At 58.8% G+C, this 22,496-nt stretch carries 18 protein-coding genes; 8 read left to right on the top strand and 10 right to left on the bottom strand.

Annotated features, from left to right (window positions below; genetic code table 11):
* The first annotated feature begins 298 nt into the window (after positions 1 to 298).
* A complete protein-coding gene (locus ACSQ3G_RS24275) occupies positions 299 to 979 on the top strand; it encodes a response regulator transcription factor (RefSeq protein WP_436112015.1) in 681 nt (226 codons plus the stop codon).
* Here the strand turns inward: ACSQ3G_RS24275 and ACSQ3G_RS24270 are convergent.
* The gene (locus ACSQ3G_RS24270; RefSeq protein WP_436112014.1) at positions 976 to 2,190 is read right to left on the bottom strand and encodes a YbfB/YjiJ family MFS transporter; all 1,215 of its coding nucleotides are present in this window, start codon (positions 2,188 to 2,190) and stop codon (positions 976 to 978) included. The genes ACSQ3G_RS24275 and ACSQ3G_RS24270 overlap by 4 nt on opposite strands.
* Before the next feature lie 168 nt (positions 2,191 to 2,358).
* Complete coding sequence (locus ACSQ3G_RS24265) at positions 2,359 to 3,447, bottom strand: NAD(P)H-dependent flavin oxidoreductase (RefSeq protein WP_436112013.1); 1,089 nt, start codon at positions 3,445 to 3,447, stop codon at positions 2,359 to 2,361.
* Between the two features lie 282 nt (positions 3,448 to 3,729).
* On the opposite strand from ACSQ3G_RS24265, the gene ACSQ3G_RS24260 reads away from it, so the two are divergent.
* The 5 genes from ACSQ3G_RS24260 (at position 3,730) to ACSQ3G_RS24240 (ending at position 7,302) form a co-directional block, all read left to right on the top strand.
* The gene (locus ACSQ3G_RS24260) at positions 3,730 to 4,455 is read left to right on the top strand and encodes an SDR family NAD(P)-dependent oxidoreductase (protein ID WP_436112012.1); all 726 of its coding nucleotides are present in this window, start codon (positions 3,730 to 3,732) and stop codon (positions 4,453 to 4,455) included.
* Complete coding sequence (locus tag ACSQ3G_RS24255; RefSeq protein WP_105401482.1) at positions 4,449 to 4,919, top strand: RidA family protein; 471 nt, start codon at positions 4,449 to 4,451, stop codon at positions 4,917 to 4,919. The genes ACSQ3G_RS24260 and ACSQ3G_RS24255 overlap by 7 nt, the downstream gene beginning before the upstream one ends.
* 36 nt (positions 4,920 to 4,955) lie before the next feature.
* Positions 4,956 to 5,945: an enoyl-CoA hydratase/isomerase family protein gene (locus ACSQ3G_RS24250; protein ID WP_105401857.1), complete on the top strand. Its 990-nt coding sequence runs from the start codon at positions 4,956 to 4,958 to the stop codon at positions 5,943 to 5,945.
* Positions 5,946 to 6,095: 150 nt separating this feature from the next.
* The gene (locus ACSQ3G_RS24245) at positions 6,096 to 6,647 is read left to right on the top strand and encodes a hypothetical protein (RefSeq protein WP_436112011.1); all 552 of its coding nucleotides are present in this window, start codon (positions 6,096 to 6,098) and stop codon (positions 6,645 to 6,647) included.
* A gap of 19 nt (positions 6,648 to 6,666) precedes the next feature.
* On the top strand, positions 6,667 to 7,302 hold the full coding sequence (locus ACSQ3G_RS24240) for a cysteine hydrolase family protein (RefSeq protein WP_105401858.1): 636 nt from the start codon (positions 6,667 to 6,669) through the stop codon (positions 7,300 to 7,302).
* Between the two features lie 112 nt (positions 7,303 to 7,414).
* Here the strand turns inward: ACSQ3G_RS24240 and ACSQ3G_RS24235 are convergent, their stop codons facing one another.
* The 5 genes from ACSQ3G_RS24235 to ACSQ3G_RS24215 form a co-directional block, all read right to left on the bottom strand.
* Positions 7,415 to 13,030 carry a trifunctional serine/threonine-protein kinase/ATP-binding protein/sensor histidine kinase gene (locus tag ACSQ3G_RS24235; RefSeq protein ID WP_436112010.1) on the bottom strand — a complete coding sequence of 1,872 codons (5,616 nt, stop codon included), beginning with the start codon at positions 13,028 to 13,030 and terminating at the stop codon, positions 7,415 to 7,417.
* 641 nt (positions 13,031 to 13,671) lie between these two features.
* Positions 13,672 to 14,265: an NADPH-dependent FMN reductase gene (locus ACSQ3G_RS24230; RefSeq protein WP_436112009.1), complete on the bottom strand. Its 594-nt coding sequence runs from the start codon at positions 14,263 to 14,265 to the stop codon at positions 13,672 to 13,674.
* A 47-nt stretch (positions 14,266 to 14,312) separates the two neighbouring features.
* Positions 14,313 to 15,341 carry a D-cysteine desulfhydrase family protein gene (locus tag ACSQ3G_RS24225; protein ID WP_436112008.1) on the bottom strand — a complete coding sequence of 343 codons (1,029 nt, stop codon included), beginning with the start codon at positions 15,339 to 15,341 and terminating at the stop codon, positions 14,313 to 14,315.
* A gap of 94 nt (positions 15,342 to 15,435) precedes the next feature.
* Positions 15,436 to 16,242, bottom strand: a complete 807-nt coding sequence (locus tag ACSQ3G_RS24220) for an SDR family NAD(P)-dependent oxidoreductase (RefSeq protein ID WP_105401487.1) — start codon at positions 16,240 to 16,242, stop codon at positions 15,436 to 15,438.
* Between the two features lie 38 nt (positions 16,243 to 16,280).
* On the bottom strand, positions 16,281 to 17,567 hold the full coding sequence (locus ACSQ3G_RS24215) for an epoxide hydrolase family protein (protein WP_105401488.1): 1,287 nt from the start codon (positions 17,565 to 17,567) through the stop codon (positions 16,281 to 16,283).
* Between the two features lie 215 nt (positions 17,568 to 17,782).
* On the opposite strand from ACSQ3G_RS24215, the gene ACSQ3G_RS24210 reads away from it, so the two are divergent.
* On the top strand, positions 17,783 to 18,451 hold the full coding sequence (locus tag ACSQ3G_RS24210; RefSeq protein WP_436112007.1) for a VOC family protein: 669 nt from the start codon (positions 17,783 to 17,785) through the stop codon (positions 18,449 to 18,451).
* 5 nt (positions 18,452 to 18,456) lie between these two features.
* Here the strand turns inward: ACSQ3G_RS24210 and ACSQ3G_RS24205 are convergent, their stop codons facing one another.
* From ACSQ3G_RS24205 to ACSQ3G_RS24195, 3 genes are all read right to left on the bottom strand, one after another.
* Positions 18,457 to 18,714, bottom strand: a complete 258-nt coding sequence (locus tag ACSQ3G_RS24205) for a tautomerase family protein (RefSeq protein WP_105401490.1) — start codon at positions 18,712 to 18,714, stop codon at positions 18,457 to 18,459.
* 107 nt (positions 18,715 to 18,821) lie between these two features.
* Positions 18,822 to 19,535 carry an SDR family NAD(P)-dependent oxidoreductase gene (locus ACSQ3G_RS24200; RefSeq protein WP_105401491.1) on the bottom strand — a complete coding sequence of 238 codons (714 nt, stop codon included), beginning with the start codon at positions 19,533 to 19,535 and terminating at the stop codon, positions 18,822 to 18,824.
* Positions 19,536 to 19,673: 138 nt separating this feature from the next.
* A complete protein-coding gene (locus ACSQ3G_RS24195; RefSeq protein WP_436112006.1) occupies positions 19,674 to 20,606 on the bottom strand; it encodes a LysR family transcriptional regulator in 933 nt (310 codons plus the stop codon).
* A 170-nt stretch (positions 20,607 to 20,776) separates the two neighbouring features.
* Here ACSQ3G_RS24195 and ACSQ3G_RS24190 point away from each other — a divergent pair, with 170 nt between their 5' ends.
* Entirely contained in the window at positions 20,777 to 22,063 is a 1,287-nt protein-coding gene (locus ACSQ3G_RS24190) for an epoxide hydrolase family protein (RefSeq protein WP_436112005.1), read from the top strand.
* Positions 22,064 to 22,496 lie beyond the last annotated feature (433 nt).

The raw sequence follows: 22,496 nt of genomic DNA, 5'->3' as shown, positions 1-22,496 counted from the left end.
AATACCGGGCTGATCCATTGTACCAAGGTGTCATCAGGTCGCTGAAAATCTGCGGCAATCGGGGCTTATGCTTTTGCGGGAGTTCTGTCGGCGGATATCATGGGTATGGCGGTGTCTGGGCAGAAGCCCAGATCGAGCCGTCGATACCATTGTACAATGGACTTTCGGGAAATGCGGTGCAATCTCGCTCGGTGGATCGCCGAAGATCTGGGTGTAGAGGCGTTGTCGTCGACGTCGCGTTTTGGTGGAGTACCTCCCCTGGACGACCACTTTGGCGCCTTCTTCGCGGAGGAAGCACATGTATCGGATGATCTCAGCAATGATTGATGCTACTCCCACATCTCTCGACGCAATCGGGTTGCCGACCGTCTTCGTAGTCGATGACGATATCTCAGTCAGAGAGTCTCTTGAGCTGTTGATCACATCAGCAGGGTGGCAGCCGCTTCTGTTCGAATCCGCGCAGGCCTTTCTTGAAGCGCCTCCGACATCGGCGCCGAGTTGCCTCGTTCTTGATGTCAATATGCCCGGTTTGAATGGTCTGGACCTCCAGAGCATGATCAGTGTCAGCGGCAAGAGGATGCCCATAATATTCGTTTCCGGGTTCGGGGACGTTCCCATGACCGTCAGAGCTCTTAAAGGCGGCGCCTTGGACTTTCTCACGAAGCCGATCGACTCCGCCGCGCTTCTGGACGCGATACAGTCCGCGCTGTCACGAAGCGAGGTGCTTTTGCGCGAAAGCGAAGAGTTGCTTCGACTGCAACGTTGTTACGACGCTCTCACGCGGCGCGAGCGCGAGGTGATGGTACGCGTGGTCAAGGGTCTTTTGAACAAACAAGTCGCCTTCGAACTCAATATCAGCGAGATTACGGTCAAGGCGCATCGTGGCCAGGTGATGCGAAAGATGGCCGCTCGGTCCCTTCCTGAGCTTGTCAACATGGCAGCGACACTTCGCCTCGAGAATGACTCCGAAATCAACTAGTGGATTTCATGTCTACGGCGGTTTCCTTCTGCTGGGAACAGTATGATCATCAATACGAATATTCCTGCGCCGACGACGAGGGTGATACTGGCGATACCTAGTGCCAAAGCAAATCCGGCCTCGACGCTGCTCTCATGGCTCAAGATCGAGCCGACGGCGGGAGGTCCCATGATCTGCCCGATTGCAAACACGGCCGTCAGCAATCCCATGTATTGCGCGTGATGAGCGGATCGGATCCTCCTCACCTCGTTCATCGCAAAGAAGCTTATCGCCGTAAAAGGGAGGCCTACGAGGGCGCTGCTCACAGCGAACCCCAAGGCGCCCTGCCAAACAACGGACAAGGCGACGCCAGCAGCTTGTACCAGATAGGAGCCGATGAGGTAGAGCCGGGCATCGGTGCTCTTCCTCACGCGCGCCGCCAATAGCGAGCCGGCCACCGCGAAAAGACCGAACAGGGGCCAGAAGACGGTAAGAAGAGGCGAACCCGGAACGGCGTTCTTTGCTATCACAGGAAGGTAGGTTGCGGTGATTATGTATCCAAATCCGGCCAATCCATAGGCGACCGCGAACAACGGCATTTCAGCGCGGGGAACTCTACCCGATGAGACCCGCGCAGATCCCAGGTTGTAGGGTTCGATCGTCTTGATCTTGTCTCCGAAGATTCCCCAGATGATGGCGCTTACGATGGCCGACATCGCCGCGAACATCACCCAGCTCGATTGCGCGCTGAACCCAGCGGCACCCATGATACTCGCTGCCACGCCGGACAGCGCGATACCGGCGCCAGGCCCTGTATAAATTGCGCTACCAATGGAGCCGGAAGTTTCGGACAGCTCCGCCAAGCACCAGCCAGACGTGAACACGAATCCCACTGCCGACGCGACGCCGGCCAGGAACCTGAGTGCGGTCCAGATGGAGGGCACGGGCAACGCCATGAGAGCCGTGAGAATGACCGTCATGGCGAGCGCTACCCTTATAACAGGCGTGTGGCCCCACTTCTTTGGCACCATCATCGCGGCAAGAGCACCAATCAGATATCCGATGTAGTTGGCCGTCGCGAGCTTGCCCGCAACTTGAAGGTCCAGAACACCGTCGTGCAGCATAATTGGCAGGATCGGTGTAAAGGCGAACCTGCCAACCCCCATCGCGATTGCGAGCGACGCCGATCCGGCAAGTACAATGACGAGGGGCTTTTTGATGCGATGGGACATGGTTCGACCTCCGGTCCGAACGAATCTGAGTTTACGGTGAGGCGGTTCCCGCCCCGCCGGCAGCCTTATCCGTCGAAAGGGATCGCCACCGATACCTTCTCAGATGGGTTGGAGCACCCGCCGCATACGTTCCTCGACAGGGAAACTACCTGCCGCGAAGCGTTGCCATCAGGAGGCTCCGGAGCGCGCGCTGAAAACGGTCAACGCGTCATCGAACATCGCCCGAGTCAGCTCGTGTGCAGGCAAGCGCTTTGCCAGTCGCGCGGCCTGCCCCGACCATAAGTTGGTAAAATCGTCCCTTTCAGCGGCTTCCGCTTTCACCCGAATGGATGCGAGCGCAGCGCCCGCTGTCGGAAACGGCGGTACGCTCGCGGAAAGTGGCCCGAGCTCACGCATGATCCGATTCATGATGCCCCGCGCTGGCCGTCCCGTGAAGACGTTCGTGATGGCGGTATTGTCGTCGGTGGCCGACGCGAGTGCTCGCGCATGAACGGCCGGAATTTTCGCCTCCGGACAGAGCAGGTAAGCGGTTCCTACCTGAGCCGCGGCAGCGCCTAGCATCAAGGCCGCCGCTACGCCCCTGCCATCCGAAATTCCACCGGCCGCGATGACCGGAACCCTCACCGCATCAACGACCTGCGGGACCAGAGCGATCGTGCCCACCTGCGTGGACATGTCCTGGGTGAGAAAGTTGCCGCGATGGCCACCGGCCTCGAATCCCATGGCAACTATCGCATCCACTTCATTTGCCTCGAGCCAGGCGGCTTCCTCAACGGTCGTCGCCGAAGAAACGACCTTCGCGCCGGTGGCCTTCACGCGATCGACCAGATGCCGTACCGGAAGCCCAAAGTGGAAGCTGACGACCTTCGGGCGGAACTCTTCGACCACCTCGCAGAAGGTGCTGTCGAAGGGGGCACGTCCGGCACCGGCAACTGGCTCGGAAGGATCGAGACCGTGCTCCACGTAATAGGGTGCAAGCATCGAACGCCACCGAATCTGTGCCACAGGATCCTGGGCCGGCGTCACGTGGCTGAAGAAATTGATGTTGATTGGAGCGGACGTCCTGCTCTTGATGCGACAGAGAGCTTCGCGCAATTGCTCGACCGAATATTGTGCACTCGGAAGCGAACCTAGACCGCCAGAGTTGGATACCGCCACCACCATTTCGACGGTTGTCGCTCCCGCCATCGGCGCCTGGATGATTGGCAGATCAATTCCGAAGAGGTCGAGGATTCGGCGGTCGTTCCAGCGTGCCATAGGGAGCTCCAGTCGTATGCCATCGGAGGAATACTCTCCCGCCGCCGCCGACATCTATTGCACCTTGGTATCCCTGGGCGTTGTCACCCGTTCCGAAGGTATCGAGGACACCTTCGTACAATAGCGTCCCAGTCCCATTTGGCGTGAAGGTCTCGGAAGAGCGTTGGAGACTTTCCGCACCGCTCCCGCATGATGGCCGGCTTAGCGATGGCGCAACCGGTGGGCGCCGCCGCTGACGGCGGCGAACCGAAAGAATGTCGCGTCGTGCAACGGAGGTAGAGGATGAGCATTCGCAAGACAGTGGTGATAACTGGAGCCTCCCAAGGCATCGGCGCGGGGCTCGTGAGGACGTTCCTCGACAAGGGCTGGAACGTTGTCGGCACATCGAGGCGCATTGCCGGCACGGACGTATTTGAGCGCTCGGACCGCCTTGAGCTTCTCGCTGGTGACGTCGGCGATCCCAATACGGCCGAGCGGGTGACGCAGCGGGCTATTCAACAGTTCGGATCGGTGGACGCGCTCGTCAACAACGCGGGGCTTTTCGTTACTAAGCCGTTCCTTGAATACACCATGGACGATTTCCGGCGCCTGTCCGCGACGAATATCGATGGATTCATTTATTTCACAAAGCACGCCATCAGGCAGATGCTCCGCCAGTCATCGGGAGGAAGTATCGTCAACATCACGACGTCGCTGACGGACCACCCGATTGCCGGCGTGACAGCATCCCTCGCCATGATCACCAAGGGCGGCCTAAATGCGGCCACGAAGAGCCTCGCGATGGAGTTTTCCAAGGATAAAATCCGAGTGAACGCCGTTTCCCCCGGCATCGTCGACACGCCGATGCATGAACACGATTCCAAAGATTTCCTGCAATCCCTTTCTCCGATGGGAACGATCACATCCGTCCAGGAGATCGTCGACGGCGTGATCTACCTGACCGAAGCCGCAAATATCACCGGGGAGGTGCTGCACGTCGACAACGGCGCACATCTGGGAAAATGGTAGCCGTGGATGCGGAGTCCCGCCTGCAGGAGCTGTCTCTTGTACTTCCGGCTCCTCCGACGCCGTTCGGCGCCTACGTGGAAACGGTCCAGTGCGGCCCACTTCTCTTCCTCAGCGGGATGCTGCCCGTCGTCGACCACAAGCCAATCTACCTGGGACTTGTCGGTCGGAACCTTTCGGTCTCGGAGGGTTACGACGCCGCGCGCGCAGCTTGCCTGAGTGGGCTCGCAGCTGCGCGTGTCCACCTTGGATCTCTGAACCGGGTACGACGCGTAGCCAAGCTTGGCGTGTACATCGCCGCACCAGACGATTTCCGGGAACATCCAAAGGTCGCCGACGGCGCCTCCGAGCTGCTTCTCGGCGTCTTCGGACAAGAGCGAATCCCGCCCCGCATCGTTCTCGGCGTCTCCAGTGTGCCACTAGGGATGCCGGTCGAAATCGAGCTCGTCTTCGAGATCGAAAACTGACGAATGCTCTTCTTTAAACCCAAAACGGAGGCTTTCATGAAGATCCCACCGCCCAGGCCAATAGACGTTGCCGCCGGGAAAGTTAAGTTCCTAGCAGCGGTTACACTTCTGTTATTTGCCGCGCCCGCCTATTCCGATCAGGCCGTGATCGCCGGAAAAGCAGATCAGCCGCCCAATAGTAGATCGTGGCCCACAAGCGAACGGCCGCAGATCAGGGTCGAAAAGCGTACTCCCGCCTACTGGCGCGTCTCGTTCGACAACCCTCCCTTCAACATCTTCGGCCCGGAAACAATTCCTCAGATGGAAAAGGTCGTTGCCGAGATCGAGAGCGATCCGGACGTCAGAGTCGTCGTTTTCGACAGCGCCGTGCCAGGCTTCTTCCTCACGCACTACAACTTCACGCCGCCGCTTGCAGAATCGACCAGCCTTCCCGCCGGTCGAACGGGTCTGCACCCCTTGCCCGACATGTTGGTTCGCATCAGCAAGGCGCCGGTGGTCTCGATCGCGTTGATCCGCGGACGGGCCACGGGCGTCGGCAGCGAACTTGCCCTTGCCAGCGACATGCGGTTTGCCAGCCGGGAAAAGGCGATCCTTTCGCAATGGGAAGTCGGAGCCGGGTTCGTTCCGGGCGGCGGACCGATGGCTCGCCTTCCAAGGCTTATGGGACGCGGGCGCGCACTGGAAGTCCTTCTCGGCTCAGACGACGTGAATGGCGACCTCGCGGAAAAATACGGCTACGTCAACCGCTCGTTCGATGACGACAAACTTGATCCATTCGTTGACGCTCTCGCCGCAAGGATCTCCGGTTTTGACCGTCACGCGATCGCCGACACGAAACGGCTGGTCGATTTCGCAAGCCTGCCGACCGATCCTGAGATCGGAGCTGGTTGGGATGCGTTTATCTCTTCGGTACAGCGCCCCGTAGCGCAGAAGAATATTGGCCGGCTAATGGAGATGGGGCTGCAGACAGATCCCGACGTCGAAGCCCGGCTCGGTCACTACACGGAGACGTTGGCCGAGAAGTAGGCAAAGCCGTATCCCTAGACGGCATCGCATCCGCGCAGATCACCTGAGCTGCCTGCAACTTGACGCATCGCGATTGCACACCCGCTCTTACCCAAAGAAGCCGCTGGATCGGTCGCATTCCATTACCCAAACAAGCCATGGAGACCTCACATGCACAGCATCGAAAACCAGATCGTCGACTCGAGTTTTTCCGTAATCATCAACGCTCCCATCGAACACATCGACATTCCGACGTGGTGCTTCGGCTTACCGGAGAAGGAATATCAGGGCTGCTCGCCGGCGCACATCGCGGCGGGGTCCACCACTGCGCCCGACGGCAGACGGATGTCGATCAATGTCGAGACGATCGGCGGAAGCCTGATGGTCCAGCATTATATCGAGACCCTAGGCGACAAGGACCATTTGATCCTCGACTCGGACTCCGACGTTTTTACTCCGACTGGTCGGACCACAATCCATGTCACCTGGGAACTCAGCGTCAAGAAACTCGATGAGACACGGTGTGAATTCACAAACCGAGTCCGATCCTATGCGACAGCAGAAATGCTCGCTTTTCTCGATCGACAGGGTATCCCGTTCGACATCTTCCGAACCCAACGCCAGCCGATGTCAATCGCGCACAACAAGGGGGAAACGCCGCTCTTCGCAGCAAGTATCGAGCGCGCCGCGCTTCGCAGCATTTCGTCCACTAAGGCGGCCTGACAGGTGAATGGAGCTTTTCATGACACAACTATCCTATGACCGAAGCAACACCGGGCTGCTTGTTGTCGATCCGTACAACGACTTCATCTCGGAAGGTGGGAAGATCTGGCCTCGAATCAAGGAAGTAGCCGAGGCAAACGGCTGCGTACCCCATATGCTACAGGTCCTCGACACGGCCCGCGCCGCCAAATTACGAGTCTTCTTCGCCATGCATCACCGCTACCGTGTCGGCGACTATGAAAACTGGAAGTTCGTGGCGCCCATCCAGCGGGCGGCATGGCATCGAAAGAGCTTCGAATTTGGCACCTGGGGCGGCGAGTTCCGGGCCGAATTCGTTCCCCTGCCGGGCGAGGTCGTCGCGTCCGAACACTGGTGCTCGAGCGGCTTTGCAAACACTGATCTCGATCTGGAGCTCAAGAGGCACGGAATCCAGAGGCTCATCGTGATTGGTCTTGTAGCTCACACTTGCATCGAAGCTACGGTCCGCTACGCGGCGGAGCTCGGCTACGACGTCACCGTGGTAAAGGATGCGGTCGCTGATTATTCCGAAGAAATGATGCACGCTGCCTTGGAGATCAATATGCCGAGCTACGCCAGCGCCATTGTCGAAACCAAGGACATAATCGTGGCATTATCCTCGCTGGAACCGGCTTAAGCATGCCGAGCGGCGGCCGAAGAAAGCAAACCACATGCCGAGGTCATTTGGACCTTGGCGCCCCGGCAAATGTCGCAGGGTCGTCCCCTTGCCGCCACGAGACTTACCCCTACTAGTTGGTCCGAATATTTTCGTCGTCCAGTTCGTGTTGACGATAGGCCTGTAGGGGTATTTCGGAGCCGTCGGAGGATGCGTTGCGGTCAATCGCGCCAGCGGCCTCGCGAAGAACCGTGGGGATGCAAAAGCTGAAAGTTGCGCCCGGCCGATCTTCGGTCGCCACCCAGAGCCGCCCTTCGAGATTTTCGATGATGGAGCGACATATGGACAACCCAACGCCCATCCCGTTCACCTTGGTTGTGTAGAAGGCATCGAACAGCCGGTCCATAGCTTCAGGCGGCACGCCCATTCCTGAATCCTGGACATCGAGCCTCACTGTGGCGCCGTCGTAGAGGTAGGTCCGAAGCGTGATTGTTCTGGCGCGATCCTGGACATCCGCCACGGCTTCGATTGCGTTCAGAACCAAATTGAGGATCACTTGCTGCAATTGAACTCTATCGGCCCGGACGAATGGCAACTGTTCGGCGAATTCCGTCCTCAGGATCGCCCTGCTCCTCTGAACCTCGCCCGCTGACAGCGCTATCACTTCCTGCGCAGCCTCATTCAGATCGACCATCTCCAACGTCGGCGCTTGCTTTTGGAACATCGCCCTCAACCGCTTGATCACATCCGATGCGCGATTGGCGTCACGGATCGTCCTGCGGATCGTTTCGGCGAGGCTAATGAGATCGGGCGGATTCGCTGCCAGTAGCCGGGCGCCGGTGTTGGCGTTCGTCAGTATGCCTGACAGGGGCTGGCTCACCTCGTGCGCAATCGAAGCCGTCATCGCGTTGAGCGCGGTCACCCTCGCCACGTGGGCGAGTTCACTTTGCGCCTCACGCAATCTCTCCTCGGTCCGCACTCGTTCAGTAACGTCGCGAACGGAGGTCACGAAATCGAGATTTTCAGCACGAACGGCTCGCCCGGTAGTATGAATGTGTTTGATCCGGCCATCCGGCATCGAAAGCCGGTACTCGCTGTCAAAGTCCTTCCCCTCCGTCATCGCATCGTCAAGGCACGCTCGAAACCGCCTCCGGTCGTCAGGGTGTATCCGCTCTATTGCGCGATCCGCAGAGGGAACGACCGACTGATCGTATTCCAGGATGGCGTAGAGTTCCTCGGACCAGAAAAAATGCCCCCTTCTGGAACTCCAGCCGAAACTACCGGTATGACTTATCTTCTCCCCTTGGGTCAGGAAAGTTTCGCTGCGTTGCAAGTCGGTGTAGAGGCCGGCATTCTCCAGCGAAACCGCCGCCTGCGATGCCAGCAGTTCAAGAACGTCGACGCGTTCCTTAGTGAAGGCGCCTGGCATCAGGCCGTTTTCCAGATAGAGCGCCCCGACAAGCTTCGTTTGCCTGACAATGAGCAGGCAGAGAACCGATCTCGAGTGCTTCAACCGAAGATAGTCATCATCGAAATACACCGGGGTTGAGGAAGCGTCGTCCAGAAGAACGCGCTGGTGCGTCCGCATAGCGTATTGCAAAACGGATTGGGGCAAATCAGACGGGGTGATGGGCGAACTACGGGCCGCAACCTCGATTTCGCCGAACTCGGTGACGGCCTCAGCCTCGATCTGCGGCTGCCCATCGCGGACCATGACCAACACCCCACGCTCGGCCCCCGCGTGCTCGACCATGATGCGCATCAGCTTCTCGATAAGCTGGGGCAGAAGCATTTCGCCTGAAAGCGCCAGCGAGGCCTTCACGACGGCGGCAACGTCGAATTGCTGATCCGAGGGCGGCGTCGACATGTTGTCGTTAATCGCACCTGCAGTTGCTATCTTTGGGTCGCTGGCGGACAGTCGCTGCAATGCGCCTTGCGCGCCCCAGGTCTGATAGGCGTCCCGAGCTTTCGACAGATACATCTCTGCGATATCCTCGAAACCGCGAACCGCATATGAACGGGCGGCCTTTTCGCAAGCAATGGCCTCGACGTTCAAGAAGCCGTTGGCTCGAGCGGATCGAATTGCCTGAGCATATAACAGCTCGCCCTCCCGCTCACGTCCCTCCGAACGTGCAAGCTCGGCTCCGACCAGCGCCGCTCGACTTTCGAAATTCACCGGGCGATTATCTGCCCAGTCGCGGAGTTGCCGATGGTGTGCCCTAAGAGCCTCCAGATGTAGGAGCGTTTGCTCAGGCATGTAGGAGGGATCGGCGTCGAGTGATCCGGCGTGGGCCAAGGCAGCATAAAAATGATAGTCGGCGCCTTCTAGGTTTGGCAACGGTTGCAAAAATAGCGTTTGTAGCCGGGCTGCGGCTTCAAGCGCTGCCGCATAATCTCCCATGAATACGTGTGCCTGCATTCTTCGGCTCCAATAAAGATCGGCGACAATCGCGGGGTTTGGAGCCTCCCCCAGTCTACGTTCGAAGGTTTCCTCCTCAAATTCGTTACCGTCGAAGGTTCTGAAGTCACACGGCAATCCGCGGAGCGATCGGATCAGTCGAAGTTGGCCGATGATGTAGGAGGCGGCGATGCGGGACCCCGAGCGGCGCGCAAAATCAAGACCTTCGGTGGCCACGTAATCGACGTCGGTGAGTGTATCGCCCGACGAGATCATGTTCCCAACGATATTGCTGTGACAGTAACCAATGTACGCCAGATCGCCATTCTTGGTCGCCTCATCCAGGGCTCGTTCAATAAAGGAGCGCCCAAGTCGCAGATGCTGAGCCCAAGAGCTGATCCCCGTCCCGAAGCTGAAATAAACGCGCCCTTTGAACGCCTCGAATCCTGGTTTATCTACGAGATCAAGGCTAAGCTGGCCGAAGCGCAGGGCCGACGAATAATCTCCGAAATCATGGATCAGCACCCGGCCAAGTGAGACGTATCCGACGGACGAAGCCGCACTATTGCCGTGCTCTATGCTGACGTTGACCATGAGCGCAATAAGCAGTTTATGCAGCCTCGGATCTTGATACACCGCGGAGAGTACGAGCCTGTTCAGAACATCGATTGCGGCACGCATGTTCGGGTTTTTCATTTCAGGGAGGTCGCCCAGATCCTCAATCGGGCGAGTTCCGAGCTGCTTCCAGATTCGCTGATATTGCTCTTCGACCTCAACGTCGGCAGGGTGTGGGGAAAGCTCAAAACCGACTTTTTTCAGAAATTCTAGGCCAACCTCGAAAGCGTGCGCAGGTCGACCAAGAATGATGTAAAGATCCACGAGAAGGCATGCCACCGCAGCCTGATCCACAAGGTTGGCGGCACGGCTGGCAAGCTTGGAAAGCCGATCTTCCGCACCCAACAATTCACCGGTCAAGAATTCGCATTCGGCGTGCTGCAGTTCTATCCCGAAGACAAGGGAGTACTGCCGGTTCCAACACTCTTTCGTCAGCAAAGCGCGGGCCGCGGAGAGGAACGACAATGCCGATGCGTAGGCCGCAGCATTTTTCGAGCGCCTTGCCGCCAGCAGATTGAGCTGCGCCACTTCCGCACGCTCGCCTGAGGAAGAGAGCAAAGTTGAACTCTGATTGAACTGGCTGACAATTTGGAAAATTACTCCGTCACGCTCCTCGGGCGGTGTTTGTGCCAGGAGAAGCCGTCCAATCCGAATGTGAATCTCCGCCCGCGCATCGTCATCAAGCAGCGAATAGGCTGCCTCCTGAATACGGTCGTGCTGAAACGCGTAGACTTCGTCTGAATACATCAGCATTCCCGCCCTGACCGCTTCGCGTAAAGCTTCACGAACGTCCTCAGGCGACGTCTGGCAGACTTCCGCCAGAAACCCGACGTTAGCGGCGGTACCAAAGCAGGCAAGATGACAAAGCATCAGCAAGCTTTGGCTGGCGAGGCGATTGAGGCTGGCAACCATGAGGTTGACCACATTGTCACTATAACCTTTCGCGCGGATACCGGCCGCGTCCCACGCCCAGCTCAGATTCGCGTGATCAAAAAACAACAGTCCTTCATCTTCCAATGCCTGGAGAAATTGGACCGCGAAGAACGGGTTTCCGCCGGTTTTATCGTGGATGAGCTCGGCGAGCGGGTATGCGTGTTCCTGGTCGCACCGTAGGGCGTCACCAATAATCCGGCCGAGATCGGCGTCTCTCAGAGGCCCTAGCGAGATAGTTTCTACGCTCGCTCCCGCTGCATGCAGCGAGGCGAGCTTTGGTACGAGCCGGTGCGTAGCATCGACCTCGTTGTGGCGATAGGCGCCGATCAACAACAGATCCCGAACGTCCCCCTGTGTCATCAGATCCTCAAGCAGGTCGAGTGTTGCGGTATCGACCCACTGCAAGTCGTCGAGAAAAACAACCAGCGGTTGCCGCGGACGTGCGAAGGCGCTTATGAAGCGTCGAACCACTGTTCGGAACCGGAGCTGGGCTTCTTTGGGTGACAGACCGGAGACCTGCGGCTGTTTTCCGACAATAAGCTCGAGTTCTGGAACCAGGTCCGCCAGCAACGCTCCGTTCGCCCCCAGCGCCGCATTAAAGGCCTCCTGCCATTCCAGTAGTTCGGTTCCTTGTTTGCTCAAGACGTGGCTGACGAGACTTTGGAAGGCCTGCGCCAGAGTCGCGTAAGGAATATCGCGCATGTACTGGTCGAACTTGCCCGCCGCAAAAAGGCCTCGAGGCGGAGCAAGCGTCCCGAACGTTTCATGGACGAGGGAAGATTTCCCAATACCTGAGTAACCCGAAATAAGGATGAGTTCCGGTTTACCTCCCTCGACGACACGATCGAAAGGCGCCAGCAACCCGTTTCTTTCGGAAGCGCGCCCATATAACTTCTCGGGTATGAGCAAATGGCCCGGCACGTCGTTTTCGCCAGGGGAGAACATTTCAACGCGGCCATGAGCGTCCCACTCCTGGAGACATCGCCTCAAATCCCGCTCTAGGCCCGCTGCAGTCTGAAATCGCTCCTCTGCAGATTTTGCTAGTAGCTTCATGATAATGGCCGACACTGTCTCAGGGATATCTGGACGTCGCTCGCTCGGAGGTTTCGGCAGCCTTGCGATCTGGCAATGCACCCACTCCATTGGCTCGGATGCGTTGAAGGGCAACGTGCCCGTCAGCAATTCGTACAGGGTAACGCCCAGTGAATAGAGATCGCTTCGAGAATCGATATTGCGATTCACCCGTCCCGTTTGTTCCGGCGCCATGTAGGCGAGTGTTCCGGCGATAGTTTCCGGCGGGCGCGGTGTTTGACGTTCGCGAGGCAGTTGGGAGGCAATGCCAAACCCCATAAGCCACACGCGATCAAAGCGGTCTACAAGTGCATTCGCCGGCTTGACGTCCTTATGAATGAGCCCCTGCCGATGGGCTCCCCCCAGCGCCGCAGCCATGCCGATCGCGATGCGCAGGAAACGACCCAAATCTATAGCGGCTTCCTGATGCTGCTCGATGATCCAATCCAGGGGTTCTCCTCCCGGATCTTCAAGAACAAGGATCGGCTGGCCTTCATGACGTACAAGGTCAATGGGTTGAACCGCCCAAGCTGAGTCGAGCTTATCCGCAAGCAGGTATTCCTGCTTGAGCCTATCGAGGTTATGGGCGGATCGTCGCCCAGAGACTGCGACGCCGAGGACCTTTTTCTGGCTGCCAACCTCCTTGCCACGATAGAGGGCATAGTCCCTGCCCTGACGGAACGGCTGCGCCTCGAAGCCGAAACTATCTGCGGCTGACAGACCTCGTGTCATCAAGCGACCCGTTACGACAGGAGAGGGAAAAGGCTCTCCACCCTTTGATACGCGCTATGTGCCGGCTTCGTTGCCCGAAAGGCGTGGAATTTCGTTCCTCGCCTCGTCATGGAGATGTGCACCCGTGACCTGACGATTGATAAGAATTTTACTAACGCAGAAGTACTTTGCAATACTATAAAGCTGTCCCCCAGCTTCAAGGAGGACATCGCGCTGCCACCTCCTCCCACCAGAGACCGATTTTTATCAGCGTCCATCTGTCTAAAAGCCAAGCTATGTCCAGCTTCTCGACCGATAGCGCATCGAACGGGAGCGCTGGGCCGCCTACCGGCCGGCCGCGTTGTGCTGAAGGCTGAGCTATCTTTGGAATGGGAAGCAAATCGAGCGAAAGAAATTGCGCTGAGGGAAACGTAGAAATTTGACTATCACCGCAACCTTTTCATCCAGAGAGGTTTGGATCTTGTCGCGGCAGCGCGTCTGCACAGTCCCGTCGGCCGAGGGCCAGACAGTTGGGTTACAGCACCTCTGGCAAGACGGCTTCCGCTCGCCAGAGGCTTTGCCCTTCAGAGCCGGCTGAGATTCCCCAACAAGTGACAATTCGAAAGCGCCAAGTATATCCTGGATAGCAGCGTCTCCACCACTCAGATTTCTGCTGCTTTAGCCGCCATGGTTGCCTTCGCCCACCAGACCAATTCATCCAGGGCAGTTTTGGCTGAAGGCAAAAGATTCGCTTCGATCTCTTCAATTGCCTTATTCCCTCCCATCGGAGAGATCGCGAAGAAGTCCCCGCCGCCGATATGAACAGCGGCATGAGTCGAGACCATCTGCAGTTCCACGCCGATCCCGCGCAGGTGTTCGAGCGCACGGGATCCACCGGCGCTGCCGTAGGCGATGGCGGTAAAAGGTTTGCGGCCCCATTCCGTGTAAGACTGATCGAGGGCGTTCTTCAGCACTCCGGTGACGGAGCGATTGTATTCTGCCACGACGAAGATGTAGCCATCATAGCGGCCTACGGTCTGCTGCCAGCGCACCGCTTCCGGGTTCTGGCTGGGCGCCCAGGCATTCGAGGCCACCTCGTCGAAGAAAGGCAGTGGATGGTCGCGCAGGTCGACCAGTTCGGCTTCCATATCATCGCGCGCCTGCGCCTGTTTCAATATCCACTGCGCTGGTCTGTCGGCGAAGCGGGTCGGACGGGTCGAGCCGACGATGACTGCGATCTTTGGTTTCAGAGCCATTTTTATCCTCATGTTGTTGTTTGTGTTCCTGACCCCCGTTCTAAGGATCAATTGCTGTTCAGGGCATCCGCGTACGCATAGAGCCCAGGGGAACCTCCGGTCATGACAAACAGGACATTTGTTCCTGGCGAGATGGTGCCGTTCTGGATGTCGGAAAGCAGACCGGCGAACGCCTTCCCCCCATAGACAGGGTCAAGAAGCAGGCCTTCCGACCGACCCACAATGGCGACTGCCTCGACCATGTCCGGCGTTGGAGCGCCATACCCATCACCGAGTTGGGTGCCGCTGATTTCCAAATCCTTCGGGCCTACTCGCTCGCTCTTCGAAAGAAGCGCGAGGACGACATTGGTCTTGTCGACCGTTGCCAGGAGGGACGCATTTTCGGCCGAAAGGACGGTGTACGCCCTTATCCGGGAAGGATCCTTGCCGGCGACCACCATTCCGGCAGCGAGGCCTGCGTGCATCCCGCCACTGCCGTTCGGAATGATTATCTGATCGAAGTCCAATCCCAACTCGGCTGACTGCAACGCAATCTCAAAAGCGCAATCGACATAGCCAAGACATCCGGTCGGAGTCGAACCTCCGAGGGTAGCCATAAATGCCTTTCTCCCAGCCGCGGTGATCTCGGACGCTCTATCAGTGGCGAACTTTGAAGCGTCTTCGCCCTTGGCAAGGATATGGACACGTGCGCCAAACAACCGATCCAGGAGGACATTGCCGTTGCCCTGATAAATCGAGCTGTCGCGGGGGACCATTTGCGCAAGAACCAACTCGCATGCCAACCCGGTCTTCGCGCAGGCCGCGGCGGCTAACCGAGCGAAATTCGACTGAACCCCGCCGATAGCAATCACCGTGTCGCACCCTTCGGATTTGGCCTGTCCAACCAGGAACTCAAGCTTCCGGAGCTTGTTGCCACCGCCGCCCAACTCCATGAAGTCGTCTCGCTTTGCCCAGATCGAGACGCCTGCTCGTCGATCTCCAAGCAGTTGTTCGAGACGATCCAATCGTTGGATCGGCGTCGGTCCCGCTATCAGGCGCACCCGAGGAAACCGGCTAAGCAGATCAGGCTGACTCATTGTTTTCGCTTCCCATTGCCTGTTGATAGGGATCGGCGTCGCAGGTGGGTACAGGCGACAGGCGAGATGCCAGGTGGTCGCGCCGAACTGTCCGCTACGCTGGCGCCGGCGTCCGATACCGCGGCGCCGGAATGTTCCGGGAAAGGTTAGGCATCAGCTTCTGCCTGGCGGCCTCGTAGGTGTCCCAGTCGTTTGCGTCCGGCACGGACGGGAGGGTGATCAGCTCGCCCATGTCGAGACCAGCCAAAGCGGCGTCGACCGCGTCCTCCGCCTTCATGACCATCTGGCTGGGAAGACGATCGAGAGAGCCCCCAGAGGCTTCCCAGAAGGGAGTCTCGACGGCACCCGGAAGAATCGCCTGGATTCGAACGTTCTTATCCGCCAGTTCCTTCTGAAGGGAGAACGTCAGAGCGATGACGAATGCTTTCGTCGCGCCGTAGACGCCGTTGAGAATTTCTGGTGCGATACCCAGAGCGGAGGCCATGTTGACGATAGTCCCGTGCCCTCGCGCGACAAAGGATGGCGCCGCGGCGTAAACCAACCGGGTCAGGGCCGTGACGTTGACTTTGATCATTCGTTCCATGTCCTCAACGTCGGACATCAGGAGCGGCTCGACCGCTCCGACGCCAGCATTGTTGACAAGCATCGTGATCGACGGGTCGCGTCGAAGGATTCCCTCGATTTTCAGGAGATCCTCCCGCTGACCTAGATCCGCCCGCACCGTGGTCACGCTTCGCCCGGTCGCATTTGCAATCACCTTGCTTACCCTGGTGAGCGAATCCTGGCTTCGCGCAACGAGTATGAGGTCGTATCCGCGACGGGCCAGCCTGTCGGCATAGAGCGCCCCGATGCCCGACGATGCGCCGGTGATCAGCGCGGTACCTTTTGGGAAGTTGTTCATGTGTTTACTCCTTGCTGATGCAGCAACCGCAGAGATGGTCAACGCAGCGTCCTGAAGGCCGCACGCAGTTCCGAAGTGAAGAGGCTCGGCTCTTCCCAGGCGGCGAAGTGGCCGCCTTTGTCGACTTTGTTGTAGTAGATGAGATTGTGGTAAGCCTTCTCGGCCCAGCTTTTCGGCGCCTGGTAGATTTCGCCGGGGAAAACCGTGATCGCCGCCGGGATCGAGATGTCGACCGCGTTGAAGTTGTTGGCGTTGTTTTCCCAATAGAGGCGCGCGCCGGACGTCGCGGTTCCGGTGAACCAATAGAGCGAGATGTCGTCCAGCATCTCGTCCCTCGTCAGGGATTTCTCCGGATCGCCGCCACTGTAGGTCCAATCCGCGAACTTGTCATAGTACCAGGCGGCGAGACCGACGGGAGAATCCGTCAACGCGTAGCCCAAGGTCTGCGGTCGCGTGACCATCATGAGAGCGTAGCCCGCTCCCTTCGTATAGAGCGCGTTCATCTGCTCATAGGCAGCCTTCTCGTCTGCAGACAGGCCGGCCGGGGCCGGTTCGCCATTGGCAAGCGCCTTGGCGATATCGGGCGGAACGGTCGCCGGCATGTTCGTGTGTATGCCAAGCAGCCCTTCCGGCGCCTGGGCGGCCATCTTGTCGGACACCACGGCGCCCCAGTCGCCGCCCTGCGAGACGTAGCGGTTGTAGCCGAGCCGCTTCATAAGAACATGCCAAGCCCGCCCTATGCGGTCAGGACCCCATCCGGTCTCAGTCGGGACCTCGGAAAATCCGTATCCAGGCATGGAGGGGATCACGACATGGAAGGCCTCATCGGCGGTGCCGCCGTGAGCCGTCGGATCGGTGAGAGGCCCGATCGTCTTGATCAGCTCAAGCACGGAACCCGGCCACCCATGAGTTATGACCAGCGGTAGCGCGTTTTCGTGCTTCGACTTTACATGGATGAAGTGGATATCGAGGCCGTCGATCTTCGTCATGAACTGCGGGTAGGAGTTCAGCTTCTTCTCACCCTTGCGCCAGTCGTATTCAGTCCCCCAGTATTCGATGAGCGGTTTCAGCTTGTGAAGTTGAGCTCCCTGCGACCGATCTGCGACGGTTTCCTTCCCCGGCCAGCGAGTGGCGCGTACGCGGCGACGAAGTTCGTCGACCTCCTTTTGGGGAATGGCGGCCTTGAAGGGCCGAACTGTATCGCCGGCGTCAGCAGCGCGCACCTTCCGAGGCAAAAGACTAAGGGCGGCTGTCGCGGCGGTGGCGGCGACGAATTCCCGCCGGGTCGGCGACGGGGCTGTTGTCACTGTTACTTCGTCTGACATGACGTTCTCCGTTAGGATCAAGTTGATCTGGATGTGCCATAGGGATCGTCCTGCACCGGCTCGGACGCTATTGCACGATGGTATCGGCGATACCTTTGGGTGAATGGCGACCATGCCTCGGCTAACCGACACCTTTGCACAATGGACTGAGGCCCTGCGCAGTCACATCGTCGGGCGAACACCCAGACGATGGTTCAGCCAAGAGAGAGCGAAAAATGACTGTCCAGGAAACCAAACATCCCAAGGTCGCCGTACTGCATGATATCGACATGAAGCTCGAAGTTGTGGTCATTCCTGTCTCCGATGTAGATCGAGCAAAATCCTTCTACACCGGGCTCGGATGGCGGCTCGACGCTGACGTCTCCGGCACGGATGACTTCCGCGTCGTGCAGGTGACGCCGCCCGGCTCGCCCTGCTCCGTCATCTTCGGGAAGAACATCACGTCAGCCGCGCCGGGCTCGGCACAAGGGCTCCATCTCATCGTATCGGACATCGAGGCTGCCCATGGCGCGCTCACCGGGCGCGGAGCCGAGATAAGCAGCATCTTCCACGATGTCGGCGGTGTCTTTCACCACAACGGCCAAGAAGGGCGGTCCGCCGGCCCTCATCCCACCCGTGCTAGCTACGGCTCGTTCGCATCCTTTAGCGATCCGGACGGAAACGGCTGGATCTTTCAGGAAGTCACCACACGGCTACCTGGCCGCATAGACGCTGACGGTGCTACCTTCGCTTCAGCGAAGGATCTCGCCGCGGCCCTTCGACGGGCTGCCTCAGCCCATGGAGAGCATGAAAAGCGAACGGGTGGCGACCACAGTCAGACTTGGCCCGACTGGTATGCGGAATACATGGTCGCCGAGCAGTCCGGGAGCGCGCTGCCATCCTGAGCCAGTCATTTGGCTGAGCGGGTCCCATTACCCGAGGCCTTGGAGAGAAGCTTCCGATATTCCGCCGTGGGAAGGCCGCCCCATCCCCAGTTCTCGAGCTCAACCTCCTCGATTACGACATAGGTCGACTCAAGCGGCTTGTTCAGGACGTCGAGCATGACGTTGCTGACGCCTGCGATGATAGCGGCCTTTTCTTCGGCAGACACGGATGAACGGCCGGGCGTCGTCCCCTCCCGCGTAACCTGTACGGTGACAATTGGCATGATCTTTCCTTTCTTTCGGTTGACGGTGCGGATGTCGGCTTCGCCGGTGGCCTGCGACCGCAATGTGTGAAAGGTGCCGGTCGGATCAGACCGGCGCCCCGACCTTGCTACCAGCGACCAGCGCTCTGCCCGCCGTCAACATGAAGGATTTCGCCGGTAATGAAGTTTGCGCCTTCGAGGTAGATCACTGCGTCCACGATATCGCGTATGTCACCCATACGTCCGACCGGGTGGAGCGCCGACATCGCCTCGTATGTTTCCGGCGGGTTCATCGGAGTCTTGATGATCCCCGGCGAGACAGCGTTTACTCGGACGCCGGATTTTGCGAATTCGATCGCCAGTTCTTTCGTGACGGCACTGAGGCCACCCTTGGTGAGCGACGCAAGGGCCGCGGGTACGCCAGCAATCGGCTGGTTCACGAGACTCGTGGTGATGTTGACGATGTGGCCGGAACCCTGCGCAAGCATGGTTTTGGCGGCGCGTTGGGTGATGTGGAAAAAGCCGGAGATGTTGACCCCGAAATTGTGGTCGAAGTCCTCCTGCGTGAAATCGACGAACGGCTTCGCAACGAACACGCCGGCATTATTCACTAGTGTGTCGATACGGCCGAAGCGATCAATCGCCTCGCGTACGACGCGCTCTGCGGTCTCCGATCTGGCGATGTCGCCGGGGACCGCACCTACCCCGAGGTCGGATCCTTGCCTGATCGACCTGGAGGTGGCGACCACCCTATAGCCCCGATCCCGATAGGCGTGTACCAGCGCTTCTCCGATGCCCTGCGAGGCACCGGTGATGATGGCGACCTTCTGTTGATTGCTCATGATTAGCATCCTTTCAAGTGCACCGGCCACCGTTCGGGCCGTGTCCGCGCCTTTGCGTCGGTAGACCTGATTTAGATGCTTCCGCTGATCGGGAGAATTCTCAAAATCCGCACGATACTCCACCGCCAAGCGGCACAATCATGGTAGAGAACCACTCTGCATTGCGATGCGTGCCAGTTCTACTCGCAGCCGCGGCACAGCAAAGTCGAGAAAGGCTCGTACTTTCGGAACGGCATTTCGTCCACGCGGCGCCAGGAGGTGGACCGGAAGTGCGGCGGGTTCGTCCGCCGCAAGTACGACCTGTAGCCGACCATCTCGAACCAGGTCCGCCACATGATAGGAATAGAGCCGGGTAACGCCCATGCCCCCCGCCGCGGACGACGCCGCTGCCCGCACACTGTTGACCACATAGCGTGGCAAGAAGTGCACGGTTCTCGGAATCGACGATCCTCGAGCGGGTGTGAAGCTCCAGGAATCAAGGCCGAAATTGGAGAAAGCGATGATCTGATGTTTGGACAGGTCGGACGGCTCGTCGATCACCGGATTGCTTGAAAGATATCCCGGAGAGGCGACCACGACCCGCCTGACATCCCCTCCGATGCGGGTCGAGATATGTGTCGAATCGGTCAGATCGCCGATGCGCAAAGCGACATCGACTCCTTCATCGACCATGTTGACGAACCGGTCCAGCATCAGAAGCCGAACTGAAACACTCGGATGCTCCCGAAGAAAATTATCGAGGATCGGCCGAAGAACCTCCTCCCCAAGGATCGGCGGAGCTGAGACGGTCAGATTACCTCGAGGTGAGGACCGTTCCGCTCCGGCGATGATGTCAGCCTCTTCCAGATCAATAAGCACCCGCCGGCACGCTTCAAAATATCGCTGACCGGCTTCGCTCAGCTTCAGGTTCCTCGTGGTGCGGTGTAACAATTCGACGCCGACATGCTGCTCGAGCAGGCTCACGGCCCTGCTGACCGCCGTCGGGGACCTCTTCAGCCTGCGCGCGGCGGCGGCAAGGCTCCCCTCGTCGACGGCCGTGACGAAGACCCTCATTGCGTCGATCCGATCCATTCCCCTGCTCCACGGCTTTCTATCGGCGGATAAACTCATCCAAGGCTTTGCCCGCCAAGTAAATATACAAGAACGGATCCAATGGTGTCGGCGACACCTTGGTGCAATAGATCGATCGACGATCCAGTGGAAGGCTCCGACGCGTCTAGGTTCACACGAAGGAGCGCGCCATGTCACCAATCTCACCATCAGTCACCCGTCGAACTCTGTTGCTCACCGCCGCTGCTGCTGGAGCGCTCGGCGCCGGACAACGAGCGGTCGCCATGGCCAAGGGCGACGGTGGCGAAATCCACCCTTTCACGTTCAAGGCGACTGACGCCCAGCTCGACGAGCTCCGCCGCCGCATCAGGTCTACGCGGTTCCCGGAACGCGAGATCGTCGATGACAGCTCGCAGGGCGTCCAATCTTCCACAATCAAAAAACTGGCCAAGTACTGGGCGGAGAACCACGACTGGAGAAAGGTCGAGGCCAGACTTAACGCGCTACCCCAGTTCACCACGAGGATCGACGGCGTCGATGTCCACTTCATTCATGTCAAATCGAGACACGACGGTGCCCTGCCGATCATTGTGACTCACGGCTGGCCTGGATCAATCATCGAGCAGATGAAGATCATCGAGCCGCTGACCAACCCTACGGCACACGGCGGCTCGGCTTCCGATGCCTTCGACGTAGTGATCCCCTCCATCCCCGGCTACGGATTCTCCGGAAAGCCCGAAGAAAAGGGGTGGGATCCCATCCGCATCGCGCAGGCGTGGATCGAGCTGATGAACCGCCTGGGCTATGCGAGATACGTGGCGCAGGGCGGAGACTGGGGCGACGCCGTGACGGAGCAGATGGCATTGATAGCGCCCCCGCAGCTGCTCGGCATCCATGTCAACATGCCAGCCACCGTTCCAGACGACATCGCTGTCGCGCTCCGTCCGGGTGGCACGAAACCCGCTGATCTGTCTCCTGACGAGGATCATGCCTTCAATCAGCTCGACGACTTCTACAAGCACGGTTTGGGTTATGCGATCGAGATGGCGAACCGGCCCCAGACCCTTGTCGGGATCGCGGACTCTCCCGTCGGGCTTGCGGCATGGATGATCGACCATGACATCCGGAGCTACGAGTTGATAGCGCGCGTGTTCGACGGCAAGTCCGAAGGGCTGACACGGGACGACATCCTCGACAACGTCACGCTGTACTGGCTGACGAACACTGCCGTCTCATCCGCTCGTCTCTACTGGGAGAACAAGCTCGATTTCTTTGCGGTCAAGAACGTCAAGATACCGGTCGCCGTCAGCGTCTTTCCAGACGAGATATACGCGGCGCCGAAAAGTTGGACGGAGCGGGCATATCCGAAGCTGATCCATTTCAACAAGCTCGCCAAGGGCGGGCACTTCGCCGCCTGGGAACAGACGAAGGTATTCTGCGAAGAGCTACGTAGTGCGTTTCGCTCCGTCCGCGGATAAAGCGTGGATAGGTTCTTGGGTGTCGAAGTGGAACTGCTCTGCATATCACGCAAGTAGCGAGGCGGTTTCATGAGCCGCCGACGCGGGCTTCTCTAAAGCGACACCAACACCATAGTACAATAGGCCGACCGCCGCGCATGGTACATGATCGTGCGCGACGGGCCTTCGCGCCCAACGCGTGGCGATGGATGATCAGCAGTTATACTCCAACAAATTGGGTAGTCCTTGTCGAGATGGTACTTCATAACGAACGAGCGATCTGAAACCATCCACTTGACGGGTTCGCAACTGAGACGTCCCAGATACGTCCGCGGGCGCTATCGAAATGTGCTTCCGCCAATCAGTCCCACCCCATATCGACCCCATCGGTCTCGCCCTGATTGCGACAGGGTTGGCACGGATTCAACGCTCGAAACTGGTCTGCTCGACTTCA

It is taken from the genome of Neorhizobium tomejilense (assembly GCF_964254135.1).
GTDB classification, from domain to species: domain Bacteria; phylum Pseudomonadota; class Alphaproteobacteria; order Rhizobiales; family Rhizobiaceae; genus Neorhizobium; species Neorhizobium tomejilense.
Note: the sequence above shows the minus strand (reverse complement) of the source record. Positions and strands in the feature narration are given on the sequence as shown.